Origin of the sequence: Desulfovibrio ferrophilus (genome assembly GCF_003966735.1) — a bacterium.
Taxonomy (GTDB): Bacteria; Desulfobacterota; Desulfovibrionia; order Desulfovibrionales; family Desulfovibrionaceae; genus Desulfovibrio_Q; species Desulfovibrio_Q ferrophilus.
Genome location: NZ_AP017378.1, coordinates 621,928 through 640,709 on the forward strand (window position 1 = coordinate 621,928; position 18,782 = coordinate 640,709).

Below are 18,782 nucleotides of genomic sequence, written 5' to 3' on the forward strand. Positions count from 1 at the left end.
CCTGATGTTCAGGGCGGTGCTTCACAACCGAGAGCGGGTTCCTACACAAGATCCTTATTTTTCAAAAAAACCTCGCCTTGGGGCGGATTACGGGTTGGCGTGTCCGAAAATTCGGCTCACGCCAACTGCATATCCTCAGTCAGAATGAAAGGCAATCCTTGAACAGATAAAGGCCGCCCGGTTGAGTCCGGACGGCCTTATTTGCTGTCAGTTGCGTCGAGGAGGGATTATCCCAACAGGATTTTCTGAGCTTTCTCGTCGCCCACGTCGGTGATGAAGGGGATGCCTGTTTCGCGCTCGGTGTCGCGGTTGCAGGAAGCGATATCATCGCGACTGATGTCTTCCAGGTCAAACTTGCGGGCACCGGCGAGCAACTGCTGCAGGCCGCAGGACAGTTTGTCCATGCAGGTCCACATGGCGATGGCGCCGTAGGGCACCTTCTTCATTTCGTCCTTGCCGATCTTCTGCTCCAAGGTATGGTAACCGGCGAAGATTTTGTCGGCGGTGTTGCCGCGTTCGCTCACGGTGGAGGGCAGTTTGTCCCAGTTGCCGTTGATGGCTTCACGACGCTCGGGGTGCAGCGCACCCTCGATGTTGGTCCCCAGGAAGCCGGGGATCATCATGCCGCGGCCCATGCAGACCAGCTTGGTGAAGGGAGCGCCCAAGGATAATGCCTTGAAAATGCTGGATTCCTTGGCGAAACCACCGGCAAAGGACATGTCCACCACGCGTTTGCCTCGTTCGGCGAGCAGGGAGGCATACTGGTGGGCCTTGGAGTGTAGCAAGAGCGACGGTACACCCCAGGCTTCCATCATGTTCCAGGGGCTCATGCCCGTGCCGCCGCCAGAGCCGTCCATGGTCAGGAGATCCAGTCCGGCTTCGGAGGCGAATTTGATCGCCATGGCCAGGGATTCCATGCCATAGGAGCCGGTCTTAAGGGTAATGCGCTTGAAGCCCAGGCTACGCAGGTACTTAACGCTGTTCATGAAATCGTCCTGCACCTTCTCGTAGCTGTCCAGGTTGGTGTAACCTAGTCTGCTGTGTCGGGCGAAGGAGTGAATGGCACCAGCCTTGAATCCTTCCTGGACCTCGGGGAGTTCTGGATCGGGATCCACGAGGTAGCCGCGTTGCTTCAGGAACAGTGCGTAGTCGATGCTGGTGACTTCGATTTCGCCGCCGATATTCTTGGCGCCCTGACCCCACTTGAGTTCAATGATCAGTTTGTCGCCATATTTGTCGGCCAGATACTCGGCAACACCGTTGCGGGTATCTTCAACGTTCATCTGAACGATCATCCCACCATAGCCATCATGATAGCGGAGATAGGTGTCGATGCGGCGTTCCAGTTCAGGAGCCTTTTGGATGCGACCATTTTCGAGGATGGAATTCCGGTCGACACCAACCACGTTTTCTCCAACCACGATGGGAATACCGACGAGGGCACAGCCAGCGGCAAAGGAATCCCAGTACTTGGCGGCGATAAACGTCGAGCCCAGAGCGCCAGTCATGAAGGGCAGGCGGCATTTGGTTTTGACTTCGTTGCCAAAGGAGGTTTCCAGAGTGACATCGGTAAACAGACAGTCGCCACTATCGGCTTTGTCCTGGTTACCGTTCATGCCTTGTGCACCGTAGCTGGAGCCCTGAATGCGCAGGGAATTATATGATACTCCAACGTGATCGGTGTTTCCGCTACCTGCGGTAACGAGCCCGAAATCACGGGGGTACAAAGTCTCGCGTCCCTGCAGGCTGGACAGCCACGTTTCGCATTTACCTTTGCAGTCTGCCCGGCACAGGGTGCACAAGCCCGACTCGATTGCGTTGCCTCTGTTGGTAGTTCCGAGAACATCATTGCCCTTGGGCCAGTGTGACATTGTCCTACCCCTTTCATTGGTATTGTGTATTTGCAGAATGGGGGTACTTTTAGGACTTTTGAAAGGAATTGACAACGAAATGTTGTTCCTTGTCTTTTGTAATAAAATGTGAAAGATAATCGGTTTCTTTTGTGTTTTTTGTATAACAATTAATAATCGTTTGTTGCTGGCTGCTGGATAACTGTTGCATTGTACAAATGTTGTTGTGATGCTGTAGTTGCATTTTTTTATTTTTTAACAAAAGAGACAAAAGAGACCAGGATTCTTGCGAAGCCTGGTCTACATTTTTGTTAATTTAGGGTGTTTTCAGCTATAGAGGTAGCTTGGACTTCATGATGGGTTTTACTACGCCCATCGTACTCAGGGTGGCTTTCAGGGCCTCTGTGCTTTCCGGGGTGCCGGTGTAATGAACCAGTACCCGGTGCCAGATCGCGCCTGCAGCCTGTGCCTGCTCGATGCTTGTTTTTAAACCAGCCTTGTTCAGCTTGGCGACAAAGGCGGTTGCCATGTCCGGGTTCTTGAGTGAACCCACCTGATAGACATAGCGGAACTGCTGCCCCGTGGATTGCTCTTGAGGCTCAGGTTTGGTTGTTGGTTCCTTGGCCTGAGCTGTTTGCTCGGCAGTAGCTACCTTGGGCCTGGGTTTGGAAGCCGGAGGTGCTTTGGTCGTGGCGCCAGGCTTCTTCTTCAGGGTTTCAAAGAAGTCAAGTTCTTCGGCCTTGAGTACGGCTTCGGGTTCCTGAGTTTGCTGTTCAACCCGAGGCATGATGTCTGCCAGTTGCGGAACAGCTTGTTCAGGCTTGTAGCCGCGCCCGACCAGAACGCCAAGGATGAAGACCCAAGCCAAGGCTGCCGCGCTGACCACGGTCAGGGAGACCATGCCTGCACTGGACAGGCTGAAGCTGAACCGCTTGGGTTCTTTCTGCTCTTTTCGTTCCCTGTTTTTGGCTTCGCGGGGCATGATTGGGTCTTTTCCTCTTGGTGAAGCTACATGGAATCCGGAGCATCGACGCCCAGCAGGGCCATGCCGTTTCGCAGGACCTGGGCAACGGAGTCCAGCAACAGCATGCGTGCGCCGACCTGGCTTGGAGTTTCAGCTCCAAGGATCTGGTTGGCATGGTAGTAGCTGTGCAGGGCTCCGGCAAGCTCCATCAGATAATAGCTGACATGATGCGGAGACAGGGTTCTGGCCGAGGCCGCCAGGGCGTCGGGATATTGCTCCATGAGTTTCAGGAGCCGGCGGTCTGCCGGAGTGTCCAAGGCAGCCAGCAGGCTGGTGTCGACGGAGACAGCCTCGACGCCGCGCTCGGCGGCCTTGCGCATCACGGACTGGATGCGGGCATGGGCGTATTGGACATAGTACACGGGGTTGTCCATGGACTTCTGCTTGACCAGTTCCAGATCGAAATCCAGATGACTGTCAGACTTGCGAGACAGGAACATGAAGCGCGCAGCGTCAGCACCGACCTCGGAGACCACGTCAGCCAGGGTTTCGAATTCACCAGCGCGGGTGGACATGGCAATTTGTTCGCCGCCGCGCAGCAGGTTGACCAACTGCACAAGCAAGACCTGCAGGGATTCCTTTTCCTTGCCCAGGGCCTGTACCGCAGCTTTCATGCGCGGCACGTAGCCGTGGTGGTCTGCACCCCAGATGTCCACCAGCATCTCAAAGCCACGATCATATTTATTGTCATGATAGGCGATATCAGAGGCAAAATAGGTCAAAGAGCCGTCGGACTTCCTGAGCACGCGGTCTTTGTCGTCGCCAAAGTCGGTGGACTTGAACCAGAAGGCCCCGTCCTTGTCATAGGCCAGTCCCGCCTCTCGCAGGCGTGTGAAGGTCAGGTCCACAGCGCCGGTCTCGACCAGGCTCTTTTCCGAGAACCAGACTTCGTGCTCAACGTTGAACTCTGCCAGATCCAGCTTGATGCCTTCGAGAATCTCCTCCATGGCGGTCTCCTGGCACAGCGTCAGGATTTCATCCTCGGGGGCGATGTTGAACCAGTCCTCGCCTTCGGCATCAATCAAGGCCTGGGAAATGTCTTTGATGTAATCGCCCTTGTACAGATCCTCCGGGGTCTCGACCTCGCGGCCCAGAATCTCCTGAAGGCGGAACCAGACAGAATTGCCCAGGATGCGCATCTGGCGCCCGGCATCGTTCAGGTAGTACTCGGTTTGCACGTCGTATCCGGCAGCACGCAGGATGCGGGTCAGGCTGTCGCCCAGGGCAGCACCGCGTCCGTGACCGATGTGCAGGGGGCCTGTGGGGTTGGCGGAAACGTATTCCACCTGCACCCGCTTGTTCTGGCCCATTTCCAGAGTGCCGTATTCGTCGCTGTCACCCAGCACATCCAGCACGGTCTGTTGCCAGAAATCAGGGCTGAAAAAGATATTCAAAAAGCCCGGTCCGGCGATCTCGATCTTTTCGATCTCTGAGGCCTTGGTTTCGATAAAGGCCTGGATGTCCGCAGCGATCTCCCGCGGAGGCTTTCCTGCCTGTTTGGTGAGCATCATGGCCATGTTGGTGGCCAGATCACCGAATTTGTCGTCTTTGGGTGGTTCGATGGTGGTCTTTTCAGGCCATTCGAAGCCATTGTCAGCCACGAAGGCAGCCAGCAGTTTCCGTAGGGTCTCGTTTGCACGCATTGTAAATATTCTCTTTGTTGCTTGTTAACGTTGTCGTTCTATTCGGCTTCGTCGATGGCAGCCATGGTGTCCAGGTTGGTCCCGGTCCAGTCCTTATCCAGCCCTTTCAGGTTCTGTCCGAGCATCTTGGCCAGGACGCCCTTGGGGCCGATTTCGATGAAGGTCCGGCTACCGCCCCGATACTGGGTCTGGTTGATTTCGATCCAGCGGACCGGGCTGACCATCTGGCGGCACATGATGTCCTTAATGATTTCTGGGTTGCCCTCGGTGCTTGCCGTGGCGTTGAAAAACACGTCGGCCTCGGGGGTGCGCCAGTCAGCCTTCAAGAGTTGGACCTTCAACTCTTGTGCGGCTTCGTCGATCAGCGGGCTGTGGAAGGCGCCGGATACGGGCAGGGGGATGGCCCGGCCCTTTTTCTCCTTGGCAATGGCGGCAGCAGCTTCCAAGGCAGGCTTCTGACCACTGATCACGAACTGGCCGGGCGTATTGTAGTTGGCCACGATCAGCTCGGCCCCGGATTGCTCACGGGCGGTCACGACCAGAGCCTCGGCGTCCTCCTGAGAAAGCTTCAGCAGGGCGGTCATGCCCTGATCCGGTGCTCCGGCTTCGGCCATCAGTTTGCCGCGCAGGGAGACCAGCTCCAAAACCTTTTCCACATCCAGTACCTTGGCTGCGGCCAGGGCTGCATATTCACCCAGGCTATGTCCGGCGAAACTGTCGGCCTTGATTTTTTTGGCGGCATGCATCCACAGGGTCAGGTTGGTTACGGTCAGCGCGGGCTGCAAGGCCCGGGTGTCGGCCATATCCTGATCGTCACCGCCCCAGTAAATTTCACGCAGTGGCTGCTGGCTGATGGCTTCGGCCTTGGTCCACCAGTACATGTAGTCGGAATCTTCCTCGGCAAGGTCGCGGCCCATATTCTTGACCTGGGAGCCCTGGCCTGGGAACAGCACCGCCGTCAGCGGAGTGATTGCATTCATGGTCTGTCCTCCATATATTCTGATGCGGCGCCTGGCGTGGTGCGGCGCCCATGTCGATTAATCCGGTGCAGAGTCTGTGCTTGCCCACTCAGGGGTGCCGGGGTATGAACCGGCTCTTCCGCCCCTGTGGACGTTGAAATCGTGTATCTCTTTAAAGGATATTCATGCGAAAGCCTAGCCCCAATGATGTCGCCGAACTGGCAGCAAGCCTGGGACGTGACCTGGATGAACGCCAGGCCATGCTTCTGGCAGAGTACCTGGGAACCCTTGCCAAATGGAACCGCTCCATGAATCTCGTGGGTGCAGACCGCTGGCGTGATGCGCTTTCGAATCTGGTGGCTGATTCCTGGCATCTGGCCGACTTTCTAGTCGAGTTGTCCCTGCCCGATTCACCACGAACTCTGGACCTGGGTGCTGGCGCTGGTTTGCCGGGAATTCCGCTGCGCGTGTTCTGGGAGGCTGGCGAGTATACTCTGGTGGAGATTCGCAAGAAACGGGTCGCTTTCATGCGATTTGTGCTTGCGCACATGCGTTTGGAACGGACTGTTGTTGCCGGTTGTCGGGTGGAAGAGTTGCCACAGGGGTCCTTTCCGGTGGATCTCGTGCTCAGCCGGGCCTTTATGCCTTGGGATGATCTGTTGGCCCTGGTTGGCCCGTGGTTGACACCGGAGGGCTCATGCGTGGTTATGGCCAATGAGAAGCCGCCGCGAGAATTCCCGGGCTGGACCATCACAGGGGTGGCAGGCTATCCGGCTCCCGGTGGTCGGCGTTATTTCTGGTCGCTGTCTCCGGCAAGCATCTCTAAGTAGCCTTCCTTGAAGATCAACTTGGTGGCCTGTTCGTCGGCCAGTTCGGCAACATCCATCAGCTTTTCCAGAAAATCCAGAATCTCAAAGCGCTTGTCTTCGTCGGCATGCTCGAATTCAAAAGCCAGATCGCCAGAGGTGATGAACTTTTCGAGTTTCTCCAAAACGGTGATGTCCAGAAGGGGCATGAGCGTTCTCCTGTTACGGGTTCGGGGTGCAGATGCCACAAAAGCCTGCCGCGGTAAAGAGCAGTGATATGGCACAGCGAAAAGCTTGCCCCCAGTCCCGGTTAATGGTGGTATGGACTGCCTTTGGCGATGGCGGCAGCGCGGTACAGCTGCTCCAGTAGAATCACTCTGGCCATTTCGTGGGGGAAGGTCATGGAAGACAGGGCGAGCTTGAAGCGGCAGGCGGCAAGGACCGCATCGGACAGGCCGTAGGCCCCGCCTACGATAAAGCAGGGCGAGGTTGCCGGGTCTTCGGTCCAGGTAATGAGCTTTTTCGAGAGCTGTGGTGAGGTCATGGTTTTGCCGTGTTCGTCCATGACAACGGGAAAATCCCCGGGGCCGATCTTTTCCAGGATTTTTTTGCCTTCCCACAGTTTCTTTTCTTCGGGAGGCAAATGCCCGGGAGCATCCTTGAGTACAGTCTGCTTGATGGGGAAGTGGGGGGTGAGCCGTTTTATGTAGTGCTCCGCCGCCTCTTTCCACCAGCCTTTCTTGAGCTTGCCTATCCAAATAAATGATATTTTTCGCATGGGATTATCGCCTGTTTGGCCCTCTGTAGGTTGTAAAAAAACGGGCCTTGGTTTACTTGTCAGGAATTGCATGGGGAGGCAACCCTCCCCTGTTTCAGAAAATGTTTTGCACCAAGAAACCGCGATAATTCAACGAGTCGTAATCTGTGCACCGCACCGGCTTGATCAATACCATACCCAAGGCAGGGCGTCTGTGGACGCTGTGCGTCTTGCTGTGCGCTGTGGCCCTGAGCGCAGGGCTTGCTCCTGCCCGCTGCCAAGCTGGTGAACTCGAGTTGGGCAGCCTGATTCTTGATAATCAGGAAGGCAATATCAGTGTGCGTTTCGGTGTGCGGATGTCCGGGCTGGATGAGCTGCGCAAGGAGTTGGATGCAGGGACCACCGTTGTCCTGAATTGCGACGCTTCGGTTTCCCGCCGGGGGCGGATGTGGCTGGATACCCGACTGGCCGAAACCGAGTGGAGCAGCACCGTATCCAAGGATGTGCTGGCCGATGAATATCGCCTGCAACTCCCCGGAGAAGAATCTCCGCGACGTGGCAAGGATCTGGCTGCACTCCTCATTGGTGCCTGGGGTGGTCTGACCCTTGATCTCGGTTCCTGGGAAGCCCTGACCCCCGGGTATGACTATCAATTGAAGCTTGATATTTCCCTGGATCGGACTGACGTTCCGGTCTGGCTGCGATACGTGGTTTTCTTCTGGTCTTTCGACGTCTACCCCCCAACCAGTTATCAGCTTGATTTTACCTATTAGGTGAGCGCCATGGATCCCGCGGAATCCATCCAGGTCAATGTGGGCAAGACCCGAGAGCGAAAGCGCCGACAGCGCGAATTGCTCCTGGCCATGGGCCTTTTGCTCGTGGTGGTCATCCTGACTGGCGTGGAGCTCAAGTATTTTGGTGAAATCAGTTCCTTCGTCTTTCTCGGACTTTTCAATATCAATGTGATTCTCTTGTTCGTGGTGCTGTTCGTGGTGCTGCGCAATATGGTCAAGTTGTTCCTGGAACGACGACGTAACGTCCTTGGTTCACGCCTGCGTTCTCGCATGGTCATGGCTTTTCTCACCCTGTCCATTGTGCCCACGGTATTGATGTTCGTCTTGGGCGCGATGTTCGTACAGACCTCCGTGGATTTCTGGTTCAAGACTCAGGTCGAAGATTCTCTGGAGCAGGCCCTCAAGGTTGGGCAGGCCTTTTATACCTCGTCTCAGGAGCGCCTTGAACGACGGGCCGGTCATTTGGTGGATCGAATCGTTCTGCGTAAGTACGCCTGGGGTGGCAAAGCCATGGATGAGTTCCTCCAGGAAAAGCGTCAGGAATATGATCTGGGGGTTGTTGGTGTGGTCCGGCCGGATGGCACCAAGCAGAACTGGCATGCCGAGGCCATGTGGGAAGACCTCTGGCCCGACATCAAAGGGTCTATCAATTGGGAGAGCCAAAAGGAACACCCCGAGTTCTGGTCGACAATTCGTCCTGGCCCGGGAGCCGACATGGTGATCGGGCTGATGCCCGTGGATGATGGCAAAACAGGTTATATCCTGCTGGGCGAAAGCATCGGGCATGGTCTGCTGTACAAGCTGGACCAGATCGTCCAGGGCGTTAGTGAGTACAAGCAGATTCGAACTATGAAGCACCAGTGGAAATTGGCCTTGTATGTACTCCTGGCCGTGGTCACTTTGCTCATTGTCATGGGGGCAATCTGGTTTGGCATTCGTCTGGCCAAGGAATTTTCCGCACCCGTGCAGGCCTTGGCCGAGGGCACTCAACGTGTGGCTCGTGGTGATCTGTCTGTTCGGCTGGATGACAGCGCCAGTGATGAATTGGGTTTCCTGGTGCAGAGCTTCAACCAGATGGCGGAAGACCTGCAACAGAGCCGTGCCCGGCTGACCAAGGCCAACTTGCAGCTCAATCGCCAGAACCGTGAGCTTGAGCAGTGGGGGCGATACATTGAGGCCTTGCTGGACAACATCACAGCGGGCGTGATTTCCCTGGACAGCCAGGGGCGTATTAGCACCGTGAATAAGGCCGCTGAATCCATGTTGGGCCTGGATGGTGATCTGATTCTGGGGCGCAAGCCGCGGGATCTCCTTCAGGGCGAATATCTGGGGATGTTGCGGGAAGTGTTCGATCAGCTGATGGAAAGTCCCTTTTCCCAGTGGCAGCGGCAGTTGGACCTGAATCTTGGAAGTCGTGATCTGAAATTGCTTGTGAATTGCGTGACCTTGAATTCTGCAGACGGCAAACCGGCCGGTCTAGTGGCAGTATTCGAGGATATTACCGACATTGAAAAGATGCAGCGCGTGGCTGCCTGGCGTGAAGTTGCCCGGCGTATTGCTCATGAAATCAAAAACCCGCTAACGCCGATCAAGCTTTCGGCCCAGCGCATTGAGCGTAAATTTGCCTCCAAGGTTGATGATCCGGTGCTGGCTCAATGTACGGACATCATTGTGCGTCAGGTCGAAAATATGCAGGGAATGGTCAAAGAGTTTTCTGCCTTTGCCAAACTTCCCGAGGTTGAGCTGCGTATGGACTATCCGGCTCCTCTTATCGAGGAGGTCGTGGACATGTTCGAGCACAGCCACAGTGCTATCCATTGGGAGTTGATTTTTGATGCTTCCATTCCGCAGATTCGAATGGATCGGGATAGTATTCGTCGGGTATTGATCAATGTGCTGACCAACGCTGCTGAAGCTCTGGGCGGGCAGGAGGATGCCGCTGTCCTGGTGCATGTGTCGCACGATGCCGTGACGGGCTGGGTGCGAATGGAAGTCCGGGATAACGGGCCCGGCTTGAGTCAGGAGGAACGCTCCCGGCTGTTCGAACCCTATTTTTCACAAAAGAAAGGCGGCACCGGTCTTGGCCTGACTATCGTCAAATCCATCGTTAGCGATCACCACGGGTATGTCCGGGCCGTCCCGGGTTCTGAGAGAGGGACCACCGTGGTCATCGAACTTCCCGTGTCCTGATCTTTCCCTTTCTTTTTTCTGACCCTTTCCCTTCTCTGCCTCTTGCTGTAGAATATAGCTTCATGAATTGTGTGTGATTCTTGAGAGGGATTCCATGTATGTCATAGTAACCGGTGGAACGGGCTTCATTGGTCGAGCGCTTGTGGCGGAGCTGCAGCGTTCCGGACATGGCGTGGCTGTGCCGAGTCGTTTGCCGGAAAAGGCCCGAGCAGTGCTCGGTCCCGGAGTCGATTGCGTGGCCTGGGACGGAGTCGATTCGGCTCCACTTGTTCGTTTACTGGACAATGCCGGTCAGGAGAGTGCAGTGGTCAACCTCGCGGGCGAGGGTATTGCCAATGGGCGTTGGACTGTCGAGAAAAAGGCTGCAATTCTCAATAGCCGGATTCGTGCAACCGAAGCGGTGACAAGCGCAACGTTGGAGGCCACCAAGCCTCCGGCGGTGATTCTTCAGGGCTCAGCTGTCGGGTATTACGGTTACCGAGCATCAGAGCATGGTGAAATGCTGGATGAAACCAAGCCTCAGGGCGAGGGCTTTCTGGCTGAGGTCTGCTTGGCCTGGGAAACCGTTGGAACATCTGTTGCCGTGGCGAATGTCCGACAGGTTGTGATTCGAACAGGTCTTGTCATCGGAACGGGCGGGGTGCTTGCCAAATTTCTGCCACCGTTCAGGTTTTTTATGGGAGGTCCGCTGGGGAACGGGGAGCAGTGGATGCCTTGGATTCATTTGTCTGATCAGGTGGGGGCCATTCGCTGGCTGCTGGAGAATGATCGGGCTGAGGGGGTGTATAACCTCTGTGCCCCTACGCCGGTGTCCATGAGTTATTTTTGCACAGCTCTGGGGCGGGCTGTGCATCGCCCTTCCTGGTTACCTGTGCCATCAGCGGCATTGCGCCTGTTGCTGGGACGCGAAATGGCGGACGAAACCGTACTTGCCAGCCAACGCGCTGTTCCGACCCGACTTTTGGCCGAGGGTTTTCAATTTCGCATGATCGAGCTTGGGTCCGCTTTGAGTGAGGCTATCAATACCTCCGGGTAAAGTGCATCCGGGAAATACATCGAGAGGGGTCGCATGTCCTGTCTGAGGATATTGGTTGTAGAAGACGAATCCATTGTCGCCATGGATATCAGACATCGCTTGTCCAAGCTGGGGTATGAGATTGTGGGCGAAGTGGAGACTGGCGAGGATGCGGTGCGACTCGCGGCGGAACTGCTTCCGGATCTCGTGTTGATGGATATCATGCTTGCCGGCGAGATGGACGGTGTCCAGGCTGCTGCCGAAATCCATTCCAGAGTGGATTTACCCATAGTCTATCTCTCTGCCTATGCCGACGATGAAACTCTGCAACGGGTCAAGATTACACAACCTTTCGGTTATATCATCAAGCCATTCGAAGACCGGGAGTTGCACGCGGCCATTGAAATGGCCTGTTATCGGCATCGTATGGAGCGCCTGCGACGCGAAGATCGCATGTGGATGCAGACCACGTTGGATAGTGTGGGAGAAGCCATTATTTCCACCGATCCCTCAGGGATGGTGACCTATACCAACGCCGTGGCCGCAGCGATGGCGTCCACTTCACAACAGGAACTCAAGGGCAAGCCTCTGGAATCAATTCTGACGTTCAATGATGTGCTGGGGGAGCTGGTCGATCCGGTGGCTCTGGCTTTGTCCGGGAATTCATCCGAACGCTCCGATTCTCTTTCGTTGCATCTGGGTAATGATCGGACAGTTCCTGTGGAGGTCTCCTGCCGAACCGTAAAGAATGATGATGACGGGGTGATGGGGGCTGTGTTGGCCTTCAGGGATATCAGTGGCCGTAAGGAAACAGTGCGCGAACTTCGGCATACTGTAGCCAAATTGCGCCAGACGGTGGAGGCTACGGTCCAGGCTCTGGTCGTGACCTCCGAGAAGCGTGATCCCTACACGGCCGGGCATCAGCAGCGGGTGGCACAACTGGCCGTAGCCATTGCCCGGCGACTTGGCCTGGAGGGGGATCAATTGGATGCCATTCGCGTGACTGGGCTGCTGCATGATCTCGGAAAGATTTATATTCCCGCTGAGATTCTATCCAAACCAGCACGTTTGACGGAGATGGAAATGGGACTGATGCGCACCCACTCTCAGGTCGGATACGATATTCTGTCCGGTGTTCCCTTTCCCTGGGCCGTCGCAGATATCGTGCTGCAGCATCATGAACGATTGGATGGAACCGGCTACCCGCAAGGGCTATCCGGGGATGAAATTCTGCACGAATCGCGGATCATCTGTGTAGCGGACGTGGTGGAAGCCATGAGTTCGCATCGCCCCTACCGGGCTGCGCTGGGACTGGACCGGGCGCTGCAGGAGATTCGTGCAGGGAGAGGATCGCGGTATGACCCTGAGGTGGTCGATGCTTGCCTGTCTCTGTTCGTCGAGGGTGATTTCGTTTTTGAATGATTGTTTTCGCCAGGTTGAAACGCCCGGTAGGTCTTGCTCCTGCCGGGTGTTTGCGTTTATGGAGAAGGTGAAGGGCCAGTTCTGGCTTTTCTTCAGAGGAGTATCGTAGGTATGGCACATATCCTGGTTGTGGACGACGAGAAGGACATTCGCCTTTCACTTCGGGGCATCCTTGAAGATGAGGGATTCGAAGTTGATGAGGCCGAGAGTGGGGAAGCCGCGCTTGCCTATCTGGAGGACCGAACTCCTGATCTTATGTTGCTGGATATTTGGCTTACAGGAGTTGACGGCCTTGAGGTTTTGACTCGTGTTCGCGAAGGGGCGGCCCCTCCTCCGGTGATCATGATCTCTGGCCATGGCAATATCGAGACGGCCGTGAGCGCCATCAAGAAGGGAGCCTTTGATTTTATCGAGAAGCCCCTGTCCTTGGAGAAAGTCATTGTCTGTGTGAACAAGGCGTTGGAGTTCAACTCCATCCGACGTGAAAATATTGCTCTGCGCCAGCGATTGACCTCAAGTCAGGTCCATCAGCTGACCGGTCAGTCCGACGGGGTTGCGCTGTTGCGTGGGCAGATTGAGCGAGTGGCTCCCACTGATGCCTGGGTGCTCATCACCGGCGAAAATGGTACCGGCAAAGAGATCGTGGCCCGCATGATTCACGACAGCAGCAAGCGGGGAGACCGTTCTCTTGTGGCTGTGAACTGCGCAGCCATTCCCGAAGAACTCATCGAAAGCGAATTGTTCGGCCATGAGAAAGGCGCGTTTACTGGTGCAGATTCGGCTCAGGCGGGAAAATTCGAGTTGGCCGATAAGGGAACTCTTTTTCTGGATGAGATTGGGGACATGAGCCTCAAAACCCAGGCCAAGATTTTGCGTATCCTTCAGGAGCAGAAGTTCGAGCGCGTGGGCGGGCGACGGACCATGTCCGTGGATGTGCGGGTTATTGCCGCGACCAATAAGGACCTGATGGACGAGATTAAGGAAGGGCGATTCCGCGAGGACCTGTATTACAGGCTCAAGGTTTTTCCTCTGACCGTACCGCCACTGCGCGAGCGTGTTGAGGATATCGTCCTGTTGATTGATGAATTTGTGGGACGATTGACCAGAATGCACGGCTTTAAGCCGTTACGTTTTGCTGACTCGGCCCTGGCAGCGCTTACTCGTTACACTTGGCCGGGCAATGTTCGGGAACTCAAGAATTTTGTAGAGCGGATGTTGATTATGCATGGTGGCGATGAGGTGCGTATCGAAGATCTGCCTGATGAGTTTACCCGTTCCGTGGCCGGGGGTGAGAGTACTGCGGCAGGGAGCATCCCCGCAGGTGTGGTGGACTTCAAGGCTGCACGGCAGGAGTTTGAGGCCGCTTTTCTGCGCCGGAAGCTTGAGGAGTGTGGGGGCAACATCACCCGGCTGGCCGAATCCATCGGGCTGGAGCGGTCCTATTTGTATCGCAAGCTCAAGTCTTACGACATCCAGTAAAGGAAAAATGACCGCAAGCTGCACGATTTCGGCGTTGCTTTGGTCCCCGCCGACTCTCATGTATGAATTGATACACTTCGGCCAAGCGAAAAATCCGTGCCCTGCGCTCGCTCAATTTAAGGTGACTGCTTTGTTGAATTGCCATCGCTTCGGTAGTGCTTCTGGTCTCAGCTCTCCACAGCGTTTGAGCGAGAGTCGCTCATTCCACTGAAGGCTATGTATGTTCGGTCGCCTCATCTCGTTTAAACTGAGATTATCTAGGGGTTGCGAAGCCCTATCGCTTTGGCTATGGTGCCTTGGCTGGTCGGCAGTTCACCCAGGCGTCACCGCCCCGCAAGGGGAGCTAAACCTGCCATTTCTACCTCCAATCGACACCTTATCCCCGTGCCGAGTCGGAAGACGGTGACCACCGGCAACCCATGTCTTTGGGTTGGCATGAGAGTGAGGATAAGTCATGTCCAAATCCCCTTTGCCTTTTCCCGTGGATGATATCTCTGTATTTGCCAAGTCTTTACGCCGCCAGCTTGATGGGCTGGAGCGTGCGCCCAGTCATGTCGAAATGCTGAACCTGCTTGCCAAGGCAGGTGGATACCGCAATTTTCAGCATTTTCGGGCGCAACAGGATGCTCGGACGAACCTCGATGTCCCGAGGCCGTTGCCTGCCGATGTCGACTACCGGCGAGTCAAGCGGCTTGTGCGCTTCTTTGATGCGCAGGGACGGCTTACCCGCTGGCCCAAAAAGTTCACCATGCGCATGTTGTGCCTCTGGGTGATGTGGTCGCGGATTGCCGCGAAAGTGCCCTTGTCAGAGCGTGAAATCAGTGACTGGCTGGATGAGCAGCATCTGTTTGGTGATTACGCGCTTTTGAGACGTGAACTTGTGGACCGTGGCCTTGTCACAAGGACAGCAGACGGCAGGGAATATCGGCGGATTGAGCGCCAGCCTTCCGCAGAAGCCATTGAGCTTTTGAAGCATCTGCGCCAATAGTCCAAGGTCTTGTCTGATTATACCGACAAGAGGGCAATGGAGAGCTGACGGGTGTCAGCCTTCCATTGCTCTTATTTTGATTGTTCATCGCGTCTTGGGATGACCAGAGTATACACTGATGTTCAGTGCGTGTTATTGGGCGGGAGTATAAAGCGGGAAGCTAGCTCCTGATCCAGATGATGCTCGCCTGGCGTCCGCACACCTGCTCACGACGGTAGGAAAAGAACAGCTCCGGCAGGCTCATGGTGCACAGGTCCAGGGCATAGACATTGGCTGGGGGGATGCCTGCACTGACCAGTTGATCACGGGTCATGCGCCACAGGTTGGCGCATTGGGTCTGCCGATCATACCAGTCCTCGAAGGAAGAGCCGAACTCCTGACCGAAGTTCGTGAACTCGCTCTTGCCCGGTCCCAGGCTCGGGCCGCGCACGGCCATGACGTCGGAAGCGGAGATGTCATATTCCTCACAAAAGTCTCGTACGCCCGTAGCAGGAAATTTAAGAACATTTCCCCGCCAGCCTGCGTGCAGTGCGGCGATATGTTTGCCACTTTTGTGAGCCAGCAGGATGGGTTGGCAGTCCGCAGTCTTGATCACCAGTGCCAGCCCTGGACGGGTGGTGGCTAGGCCGTCGGCCTCAAGGGTGCCCGGTTCTTCGATGGAGCCCGGTTCCGGGTCGAAGATGATTTGTTGACCATGGACCTGGCGGACCTCCTGCCAATATTCGAATCCCAAAGCGTCTTGAAGGTGCTTGCGGTTTGCCCGCACCGAGGCTTTGTCGTCGCCCACATCGAGGGATATATTGTTGCTGCCAAAGGGGCCGGAATCCTTGCCGCGCAGTCCGAAGGCGCAGCCGATATTCTGCAGGCCGGGAAAAACAAAGGGAAGATAGTTCATATCCATATGGTTTCATTCTCCGTGATGATCGCGTGGACCGGGACGTCCCATGTGTCATGCGGTAGATTCTGTTGAACCTGGAATCCATAGGCCAGCCCGATGAGCACTGCATTGGGAGCCTGTTTTGCTGAGAGAAAGCGGTCATAGAATCCAGCCCCGAAACCGAGCCTGAATCCTTGCCGATCAAATCCAACTCCGGGAATCAGAATCAGATCAGGGTTGACGTCAAGAAGGGCGGCGCAATTCTCGGGGGCTGGTTCCGGGATGCCGTACAACCCCGGTCGCAGGTCCTCCATGCAGGTCGCGCAGGCGATATCCATGAGACCTGGTTCCTGAGGGCGACAACGAGGCAACAAAACCCTGATTCCATGCAGCCACAATTCGTCCAGCAGCGGGCTGACATCGACCTCTCCTCTAATGGGCATGTAGGTCAATATTTCGCGAGCCGTGGTCCAGGCCGGTGTTTCGCGTAATCGCTCAAGAATGGCAGTGGACAGCTTCTGCCTAAGGGCTTCGGGCTGTTCGGCTCGCTGCTGAATCAGGCTTTTTCGCAACTGGTTTTTCGAGTCAGTGTTTTGGGTCATGGGCCTTGCGTGGCAGGTGTCGGGTATCATACAGTTCCATGTCACGCACGGCGGACGGTCCGTCGGCGTGCTTATTCCTGTAACTGTTTGGGCTGAAACTGAAAAGAGAATGTCTTTGAAAAATCGAGACGAATGTTGGATCGGCGTGGGTGATATCCACGGGCAGGCTCAAAATATTTCCAGAATTCCCGGGGTGACGGACGCCAGAGGGGTTATTATGTCGGGTGATATGACCACCCATGGCAGCGTGGATGACGCCCGCCGCGTGATGGACGTTTTGCAAAAGGCCAATCCTGTTGTACTGGCTCAGATTGGCAACATGGATAGTCCGGGCATCTCCGGTTGGCTTGAGGAAAAAGGGGTGAATATTCACGCCGAAGCCCGAGAATTGGCCCCCGGGTTTGGACTGATCGGAGTGGGGTGGTCGGCGCCGACGCCTTTTGGGACCCCTTGTGAAGTTCCGGATGCCACTTTGGGGCACTGGTTGAACGCTGTGCATGCCCGCGCCAGTGATTGGAAGAGATTGCTGCTGGTCGTGCATACACCCCCATACGGAACCAGGGTTGATGATCTTGGCGGAGGCCGCCATGTAGGCAGCCCTGCGGTGCGCGAGTTCATCGAGCGGGTCCAGCCGGATGCCTGTCTGACAGGCCATATCCATGAAAGCCGTGCTCTGGACTATGTGGGGAAGACTCCGGTGGTCAACCCCGGAATGCTGGCTCACGGTGGTTATGCGCAAATCAGATTGACCGCAGATGAATTGTCCATCGAGCTGAAGACCCTTTAGCCGAGCGAGAGTGATGAAGTTCTATTCATGGAATATCAACGGCCTGCGAGCCGTGATCAAGAAGGGGTATTGGGATTGGTTTTATGCCTGCGACGCAGATGTCGTCGGGTTGCAAGAAATCAAGGTCGAGCCTGAGCAATTGACCGAGACGGATCGGAATCCCGAGGGCTATCAGGTGGCCTGGAATTCCTGCAAGAAACGTAAAGGATATTCCGGTACGGCAGCCTTTTATCGGAAGGAACCGCTGTCTATTTCCTACGGGTTGCCTGATGACACCTACAATGGCGAGGGGCGTTGCATTCTGCTGGAGTATCCGTCTTTTTATTTCTTCAATATCTATTATCCCAACGGTCAGAAGGACGACGAGCGTCTGAACTTCAAGCTGGGATATTATGATTGTTTCCTCGAGTATGCTCAGGAGCTGCGAAAGATAAAGCCCATCGTGGCCTGTGGGGATTTCAATACCGCCCACAAGCCCATTGATTTGAAGCGCCCCAAAGAGAACGAGAAGACGTCCGGCTTTTTGCCCATTGAGCGGGCCTGGGTCGATAAATTCGTCGATCATGGATACGTGGATACATTTCGCATGTTTAATGAACAGCCCGATGAATATTCGTGGTGGTCCTACCGTTATGGTGCACGTTCGCGTAACGCTGGATGGCGTATTGATTATTTCTTTGTGTCCGATGAATTGCAGGGAAATGTAACCCGTGCCTGGATCGAACAGGACGTGATGGGGTCGGATCATTGTCCCGTGGGACTGGAACTGGATCTGGATGCCTAGGATGCAGGGGGTGGTCAGCGTCGGGTTCGAGTCGTATGCGACCTCGGTGCCTCGGGTGCTGGACGCCTGCGGAGCGCACAAGGTGCTGGCCGAACAACAGCGCGTGCTCATCAAACCGAATCTGGTGAATGCTTCGCCTCCGCCCGTGACTACGCCGGTTGAGTGCGTAGAGGCTGTCATTGACTATGTGCGGGCTCATTCGGATGCCGAAATCGTTGTCGCTGAAGGCTGCGGCGATGCCTGCCGCGAGACTCCGGAGATATTTGCCGCTCTGGGCTATGTGGGGATGGCAGATCGCATGGGTGCGGTCTTACTGGATTTGAATACCGCACCGCTGGTGGAGCGTCAGAATCCGGCCTGTGAATTGTTTCCACAGATGTGGTTGCCAGCCGTGGCTTTTACCCACTTCATCATCTCCATACCCATGCTCAAGGCCCATTCCCTGGCGGGCATGACCGGAACCATCAAGAACATGATGGGCTTTCCCCCTCCCGAACACTACGCGGGCCAGCATGGCTCCTGGAAAAAGGCATCGTTCCATGGACGGATGCAGCAGTCCGTGCGTGAACTGGCGTCTTACATTCTGCCGGACCTGACGCTCATGGATGCTTCCGTGGGCCTGTCCTCATTCCATTTGGGAGGTCCGACTTGTGATCCCCCCGTAGGCAGGCTCCTGGCTGGGGGCGATGCCTATGCCCTGGATCGCGAAGCTGCCGGGTTGCTGGGGCTGGACTGGGAGTGTGTTGGTCACTTGCTGCCGCTATGATCCTTCGGTCTTTAATGCACCGGGAACCAAGCCTGTTGC

General features: G+C 55.8%; 18 protein-coding genes. 10 read left to right on the forward strand and 8 right to left on the reverse strand.

Annotated features, from left to right (window positions below):
* Positions 1-227: 227 nt before the first annotated feature.
* The 4 genes from EL361_RS02870 to EL361_RS02885 all read right to left on the reverse strand — a co-directional run bounded on the left by EL361_RS02870 (position 228) and on the right by EL361_RS02885 (position 5,497).
* Positions 228-1,871 carry a glutamate synthase-related protein gene (locus EL361_RS02870; RefSeq protein ID WP_126376436.1) on the reverse strand — a complete coding sequence of 548 codons (1,644 nt, stop codon included), beginning with the start codon at positions 1,869-1,871 and terminating at the stop codon, positions 228-230.
* A 310-nt stretch (positions 1,872-2,181) separates the two neighbouring features.
* Positions 2,182-2,832: an SPOR domain-containing protein gene (locus tag EL361_RS02875; RefSeq protein WP_126376438.1), complete on the reverse strand. Its 651-nt coding sequence runs from the start codon at positions 2,830-2,832 to the stop codon at positions 2,182-2,184.
* 26 nt (positions 2,833-2,858) lie between these two features.
* Positions 2,859-4,517 (reverse strand): arginine--tRNA ligase, encoded by a 1,659-nt coding sequence (gene argS, locus EL361_RS02880; protein WP_126376440.1) that lies wholly within the window; start codon positions 4,515-4,517, stop codon positions 2,859-2,861.
* 38 nt (positions 4,518-4,555) lie between these two features.
* A complete protein-coding gene (locus EL361_RS02885) occupies positions 4,556-5,497 on the reverse strand; it encodes an ACP S-malonyltransferase (RefSeq protein ID WP_126376442.1) in 942 nt (313 codons plus the stop codon).
* A gap of 164 nt (positions 5,498-5,661) precedes the next feature.
* Here EL361_RS02885 and EL361_RS02890 point away from each other — a divergent pair, with 164 nt between their 5' ends.
* Positions 5,662-6,306 carry a 16S rRNA (guanine(527)-N(7))-methyltransferase RsmG gene (locus tag EL361_RS02890; RefSeq protein ID WP_126376444.1) on the forward strand — a complete coding sequence of 215 codons (645 nt, stop codon included), beginning with the start codon at positions 5,662-5,664 and terminating at the stop codon, positions 6,304-6,306.
* On the opposite strand, the gene EL361_RS02895 is transcribed toward EL361_RS02890, so the two are convergent.
* A complete protein-coding gene (locus EL361_RS02895) occupies positions 6,267-6,491 on the reverse strand; it encodes a hypothetical protein (RefSeq protein WP_126376446.1) in 225 nt (74 codons plus the stop codon). The two genes, EL361_RS02890 and EL361_RS02895, sit on opposite strands and share 40 nt — an antisense overlap.
* A gap of 101 nt (positions 6,492-6,592) precedes the next feature.
* Positions 6,593-7,060, reverse strand: a complete 468-nt coding sequence (locus EL361_RS02900) for a 23S rRNA (pseudouridine(1915)-N(3))-methyltransferase RlmH (protein ID WP_126376448.1) — start codon at positions 7,058-7,060, stop codon at positions 6,593-6,595.
* A 146-nt stretch (positions 7,061-7,206) separates the two neighbouring features.
* Here EL361_RS02900 and EL361_RS02905 point away from each other — a divergent pair, with 146 nt between their 5' ends.
* The 6 genes from EL361_RS02905 (at position 7,207) to EL361_RS02930 (ending at position 14,927) form a co-directional block, all read left to right on the forward strand.
* On the forward strand, positions 7,207-7,812 hold the full coding sequence (locus tag EL361_RS02905) for a DUF4390 domain-containing protein (protein ID WP_126376450.1): 606 nt from the start codon (positions 7,207-7,209) through the stop codon (positions 7,810-7,812).
* A 9-nt stretch (positions 7,813-7,821) separates the two neighbouring features.
* On the forward strand, positions 7,822-10,023 hold the full coding sequence (locus EL361_RS02910; protein ID WP_126376452.1) for a sensor histidine kinase NtrY-like: 2,202 nt from the start codon (positions 7,822-7,824) through the stop codon (positions 10,021-10,023).
* Between the two features lie 94 nt (positions 10,024-10,117).
* Positions 10,118-11,059 (forward strand): TIGR01777 family oxidoreductase, encoded by a 942-nt coding sequence (locus EL361_RS02915; protein ID WP_126376454.1) that lies wholly within the window; start codon positions 10,118-10,120, stop codon positions 11,057-11,059.
* A gap of 33 nt (positions 11,060-11,092) precedes the next feature.
* On the forward strand, positions 11,093-12,460 hold the full coding sequence (locus tag EL361_RS02920; RefSeq protein ID WP_126376456.1) for an HD domain-containing phosphohydrolase: 1,368 nt from the start codon (positions 11,093-11,095) through the stop codon (positions 12,458-12,460).
* 111 nt (positions 12,461-12,571) lie between these two features.
* Positions 12,572-13,939 carry a sigma-54-dependent transcriptional regulator gene (locus EL361_RS02925; protein WP_126376458.1) on the forward strand — a complete coding sequence of 456 codons (1,368 nt, stop codon included), beginning with the start codon at positions 12,572-12,574 and terminating at the stop codon, positions 13,937-13,939.
* Between the two features lie 454 nt (positions 13,940-14,393).
* Complete coding sequence (locus tag EL361_RS02930) at positions 14,394-14,927, forward strand: DUF2087 domain-containing protein (protein WP_126376460.1); 534 nt, start codon at positions 14,394-14,396, stop codon at positions 14,925-14,927.
* Positions 14,928-15,087: 160 nt separating this feature from the next.
* Here EL361_RS02930 and EL361_RS02935 read toward each other — a convergent pair whose 3' ends face one another.
* Both EL361_RS02935 and EL361_RS02940 read right to left on the reverse strand, forming a co-directional pair.
* Entirely contained in the window at positions 15,088-15,828 is a 741-nt protein-coding gene (locus EL361_RS02935) for a purine nucleoside phosphorylase YfiH/LACC1 family protein (protein WP_126376462.1), read from the reverse strand.
* Positions 15,819-16,406, reverse strand: coding sequence for a 5-formyltetrahydrofolate cyclo-ligase (locus tag EL361_RS02940; protein WP_172961613.1), 588 nt, complete (start codon positions 16,404-16,406; stop codon positions 15,819-15,821). Before EL361_RS02940 ends, EL361_RS02935 begins: the two co-directional genes overlap by 10 nt.
* A gap of 109 nt (positions 16,407-16,515) precedes the next feature.
* Here EL361_RS02940 and EL361_RS02945 point away from each other — a divergent pair, with 109 nt between their 5' ends.
* Genes EL361_RS02945 through EL361_RS02955 form a run of 3 tightly spaced genes read left to right on the forward strand, consistent with a single transcriptional unit; the run spans position 16,516 to position 18,743 of the window.
* Positions 16,516-17,193, forward strand: a complete 678-nt coding sequence (locus EL361_RS02945) for a metallophosphoesterase family protein (RefSeq protein ID WP_126376466.1) — start codon at positions 16,516-16,518, stop codon at positions 17,191-17,193.
* 13 nt (positions 17,194-17,206) lie between these two features.
* Positions 17,207-17,977, forward strand: coding sequence for an exodeoxyribonuclease III (gene xth / locus EL361_RS02950; protein ID WP_126376468.1), 771 nt, complete (start codon positions 17,207-17,209; stop codon positions 17,975-17,977).
* Positions 17,970-18,743 carry a DUF362 domain-containing protein gene (locus EL361_RS02955; RefSeq protein WP_232034856.1) on the forward strand — a complete coding sequence of 258 codons (774 nt, stop codon included), beginning with the start codon at positions 17,970-17,972 and terminating at the stop codon, positions 18,741-18,743. The genes xth and EL361_RS02955 overlap by 8 nt, the downstream gene beginning before the upstream one ends.
* Positions 18,744-18,782 lie beyond the last annotated feature (39 nt).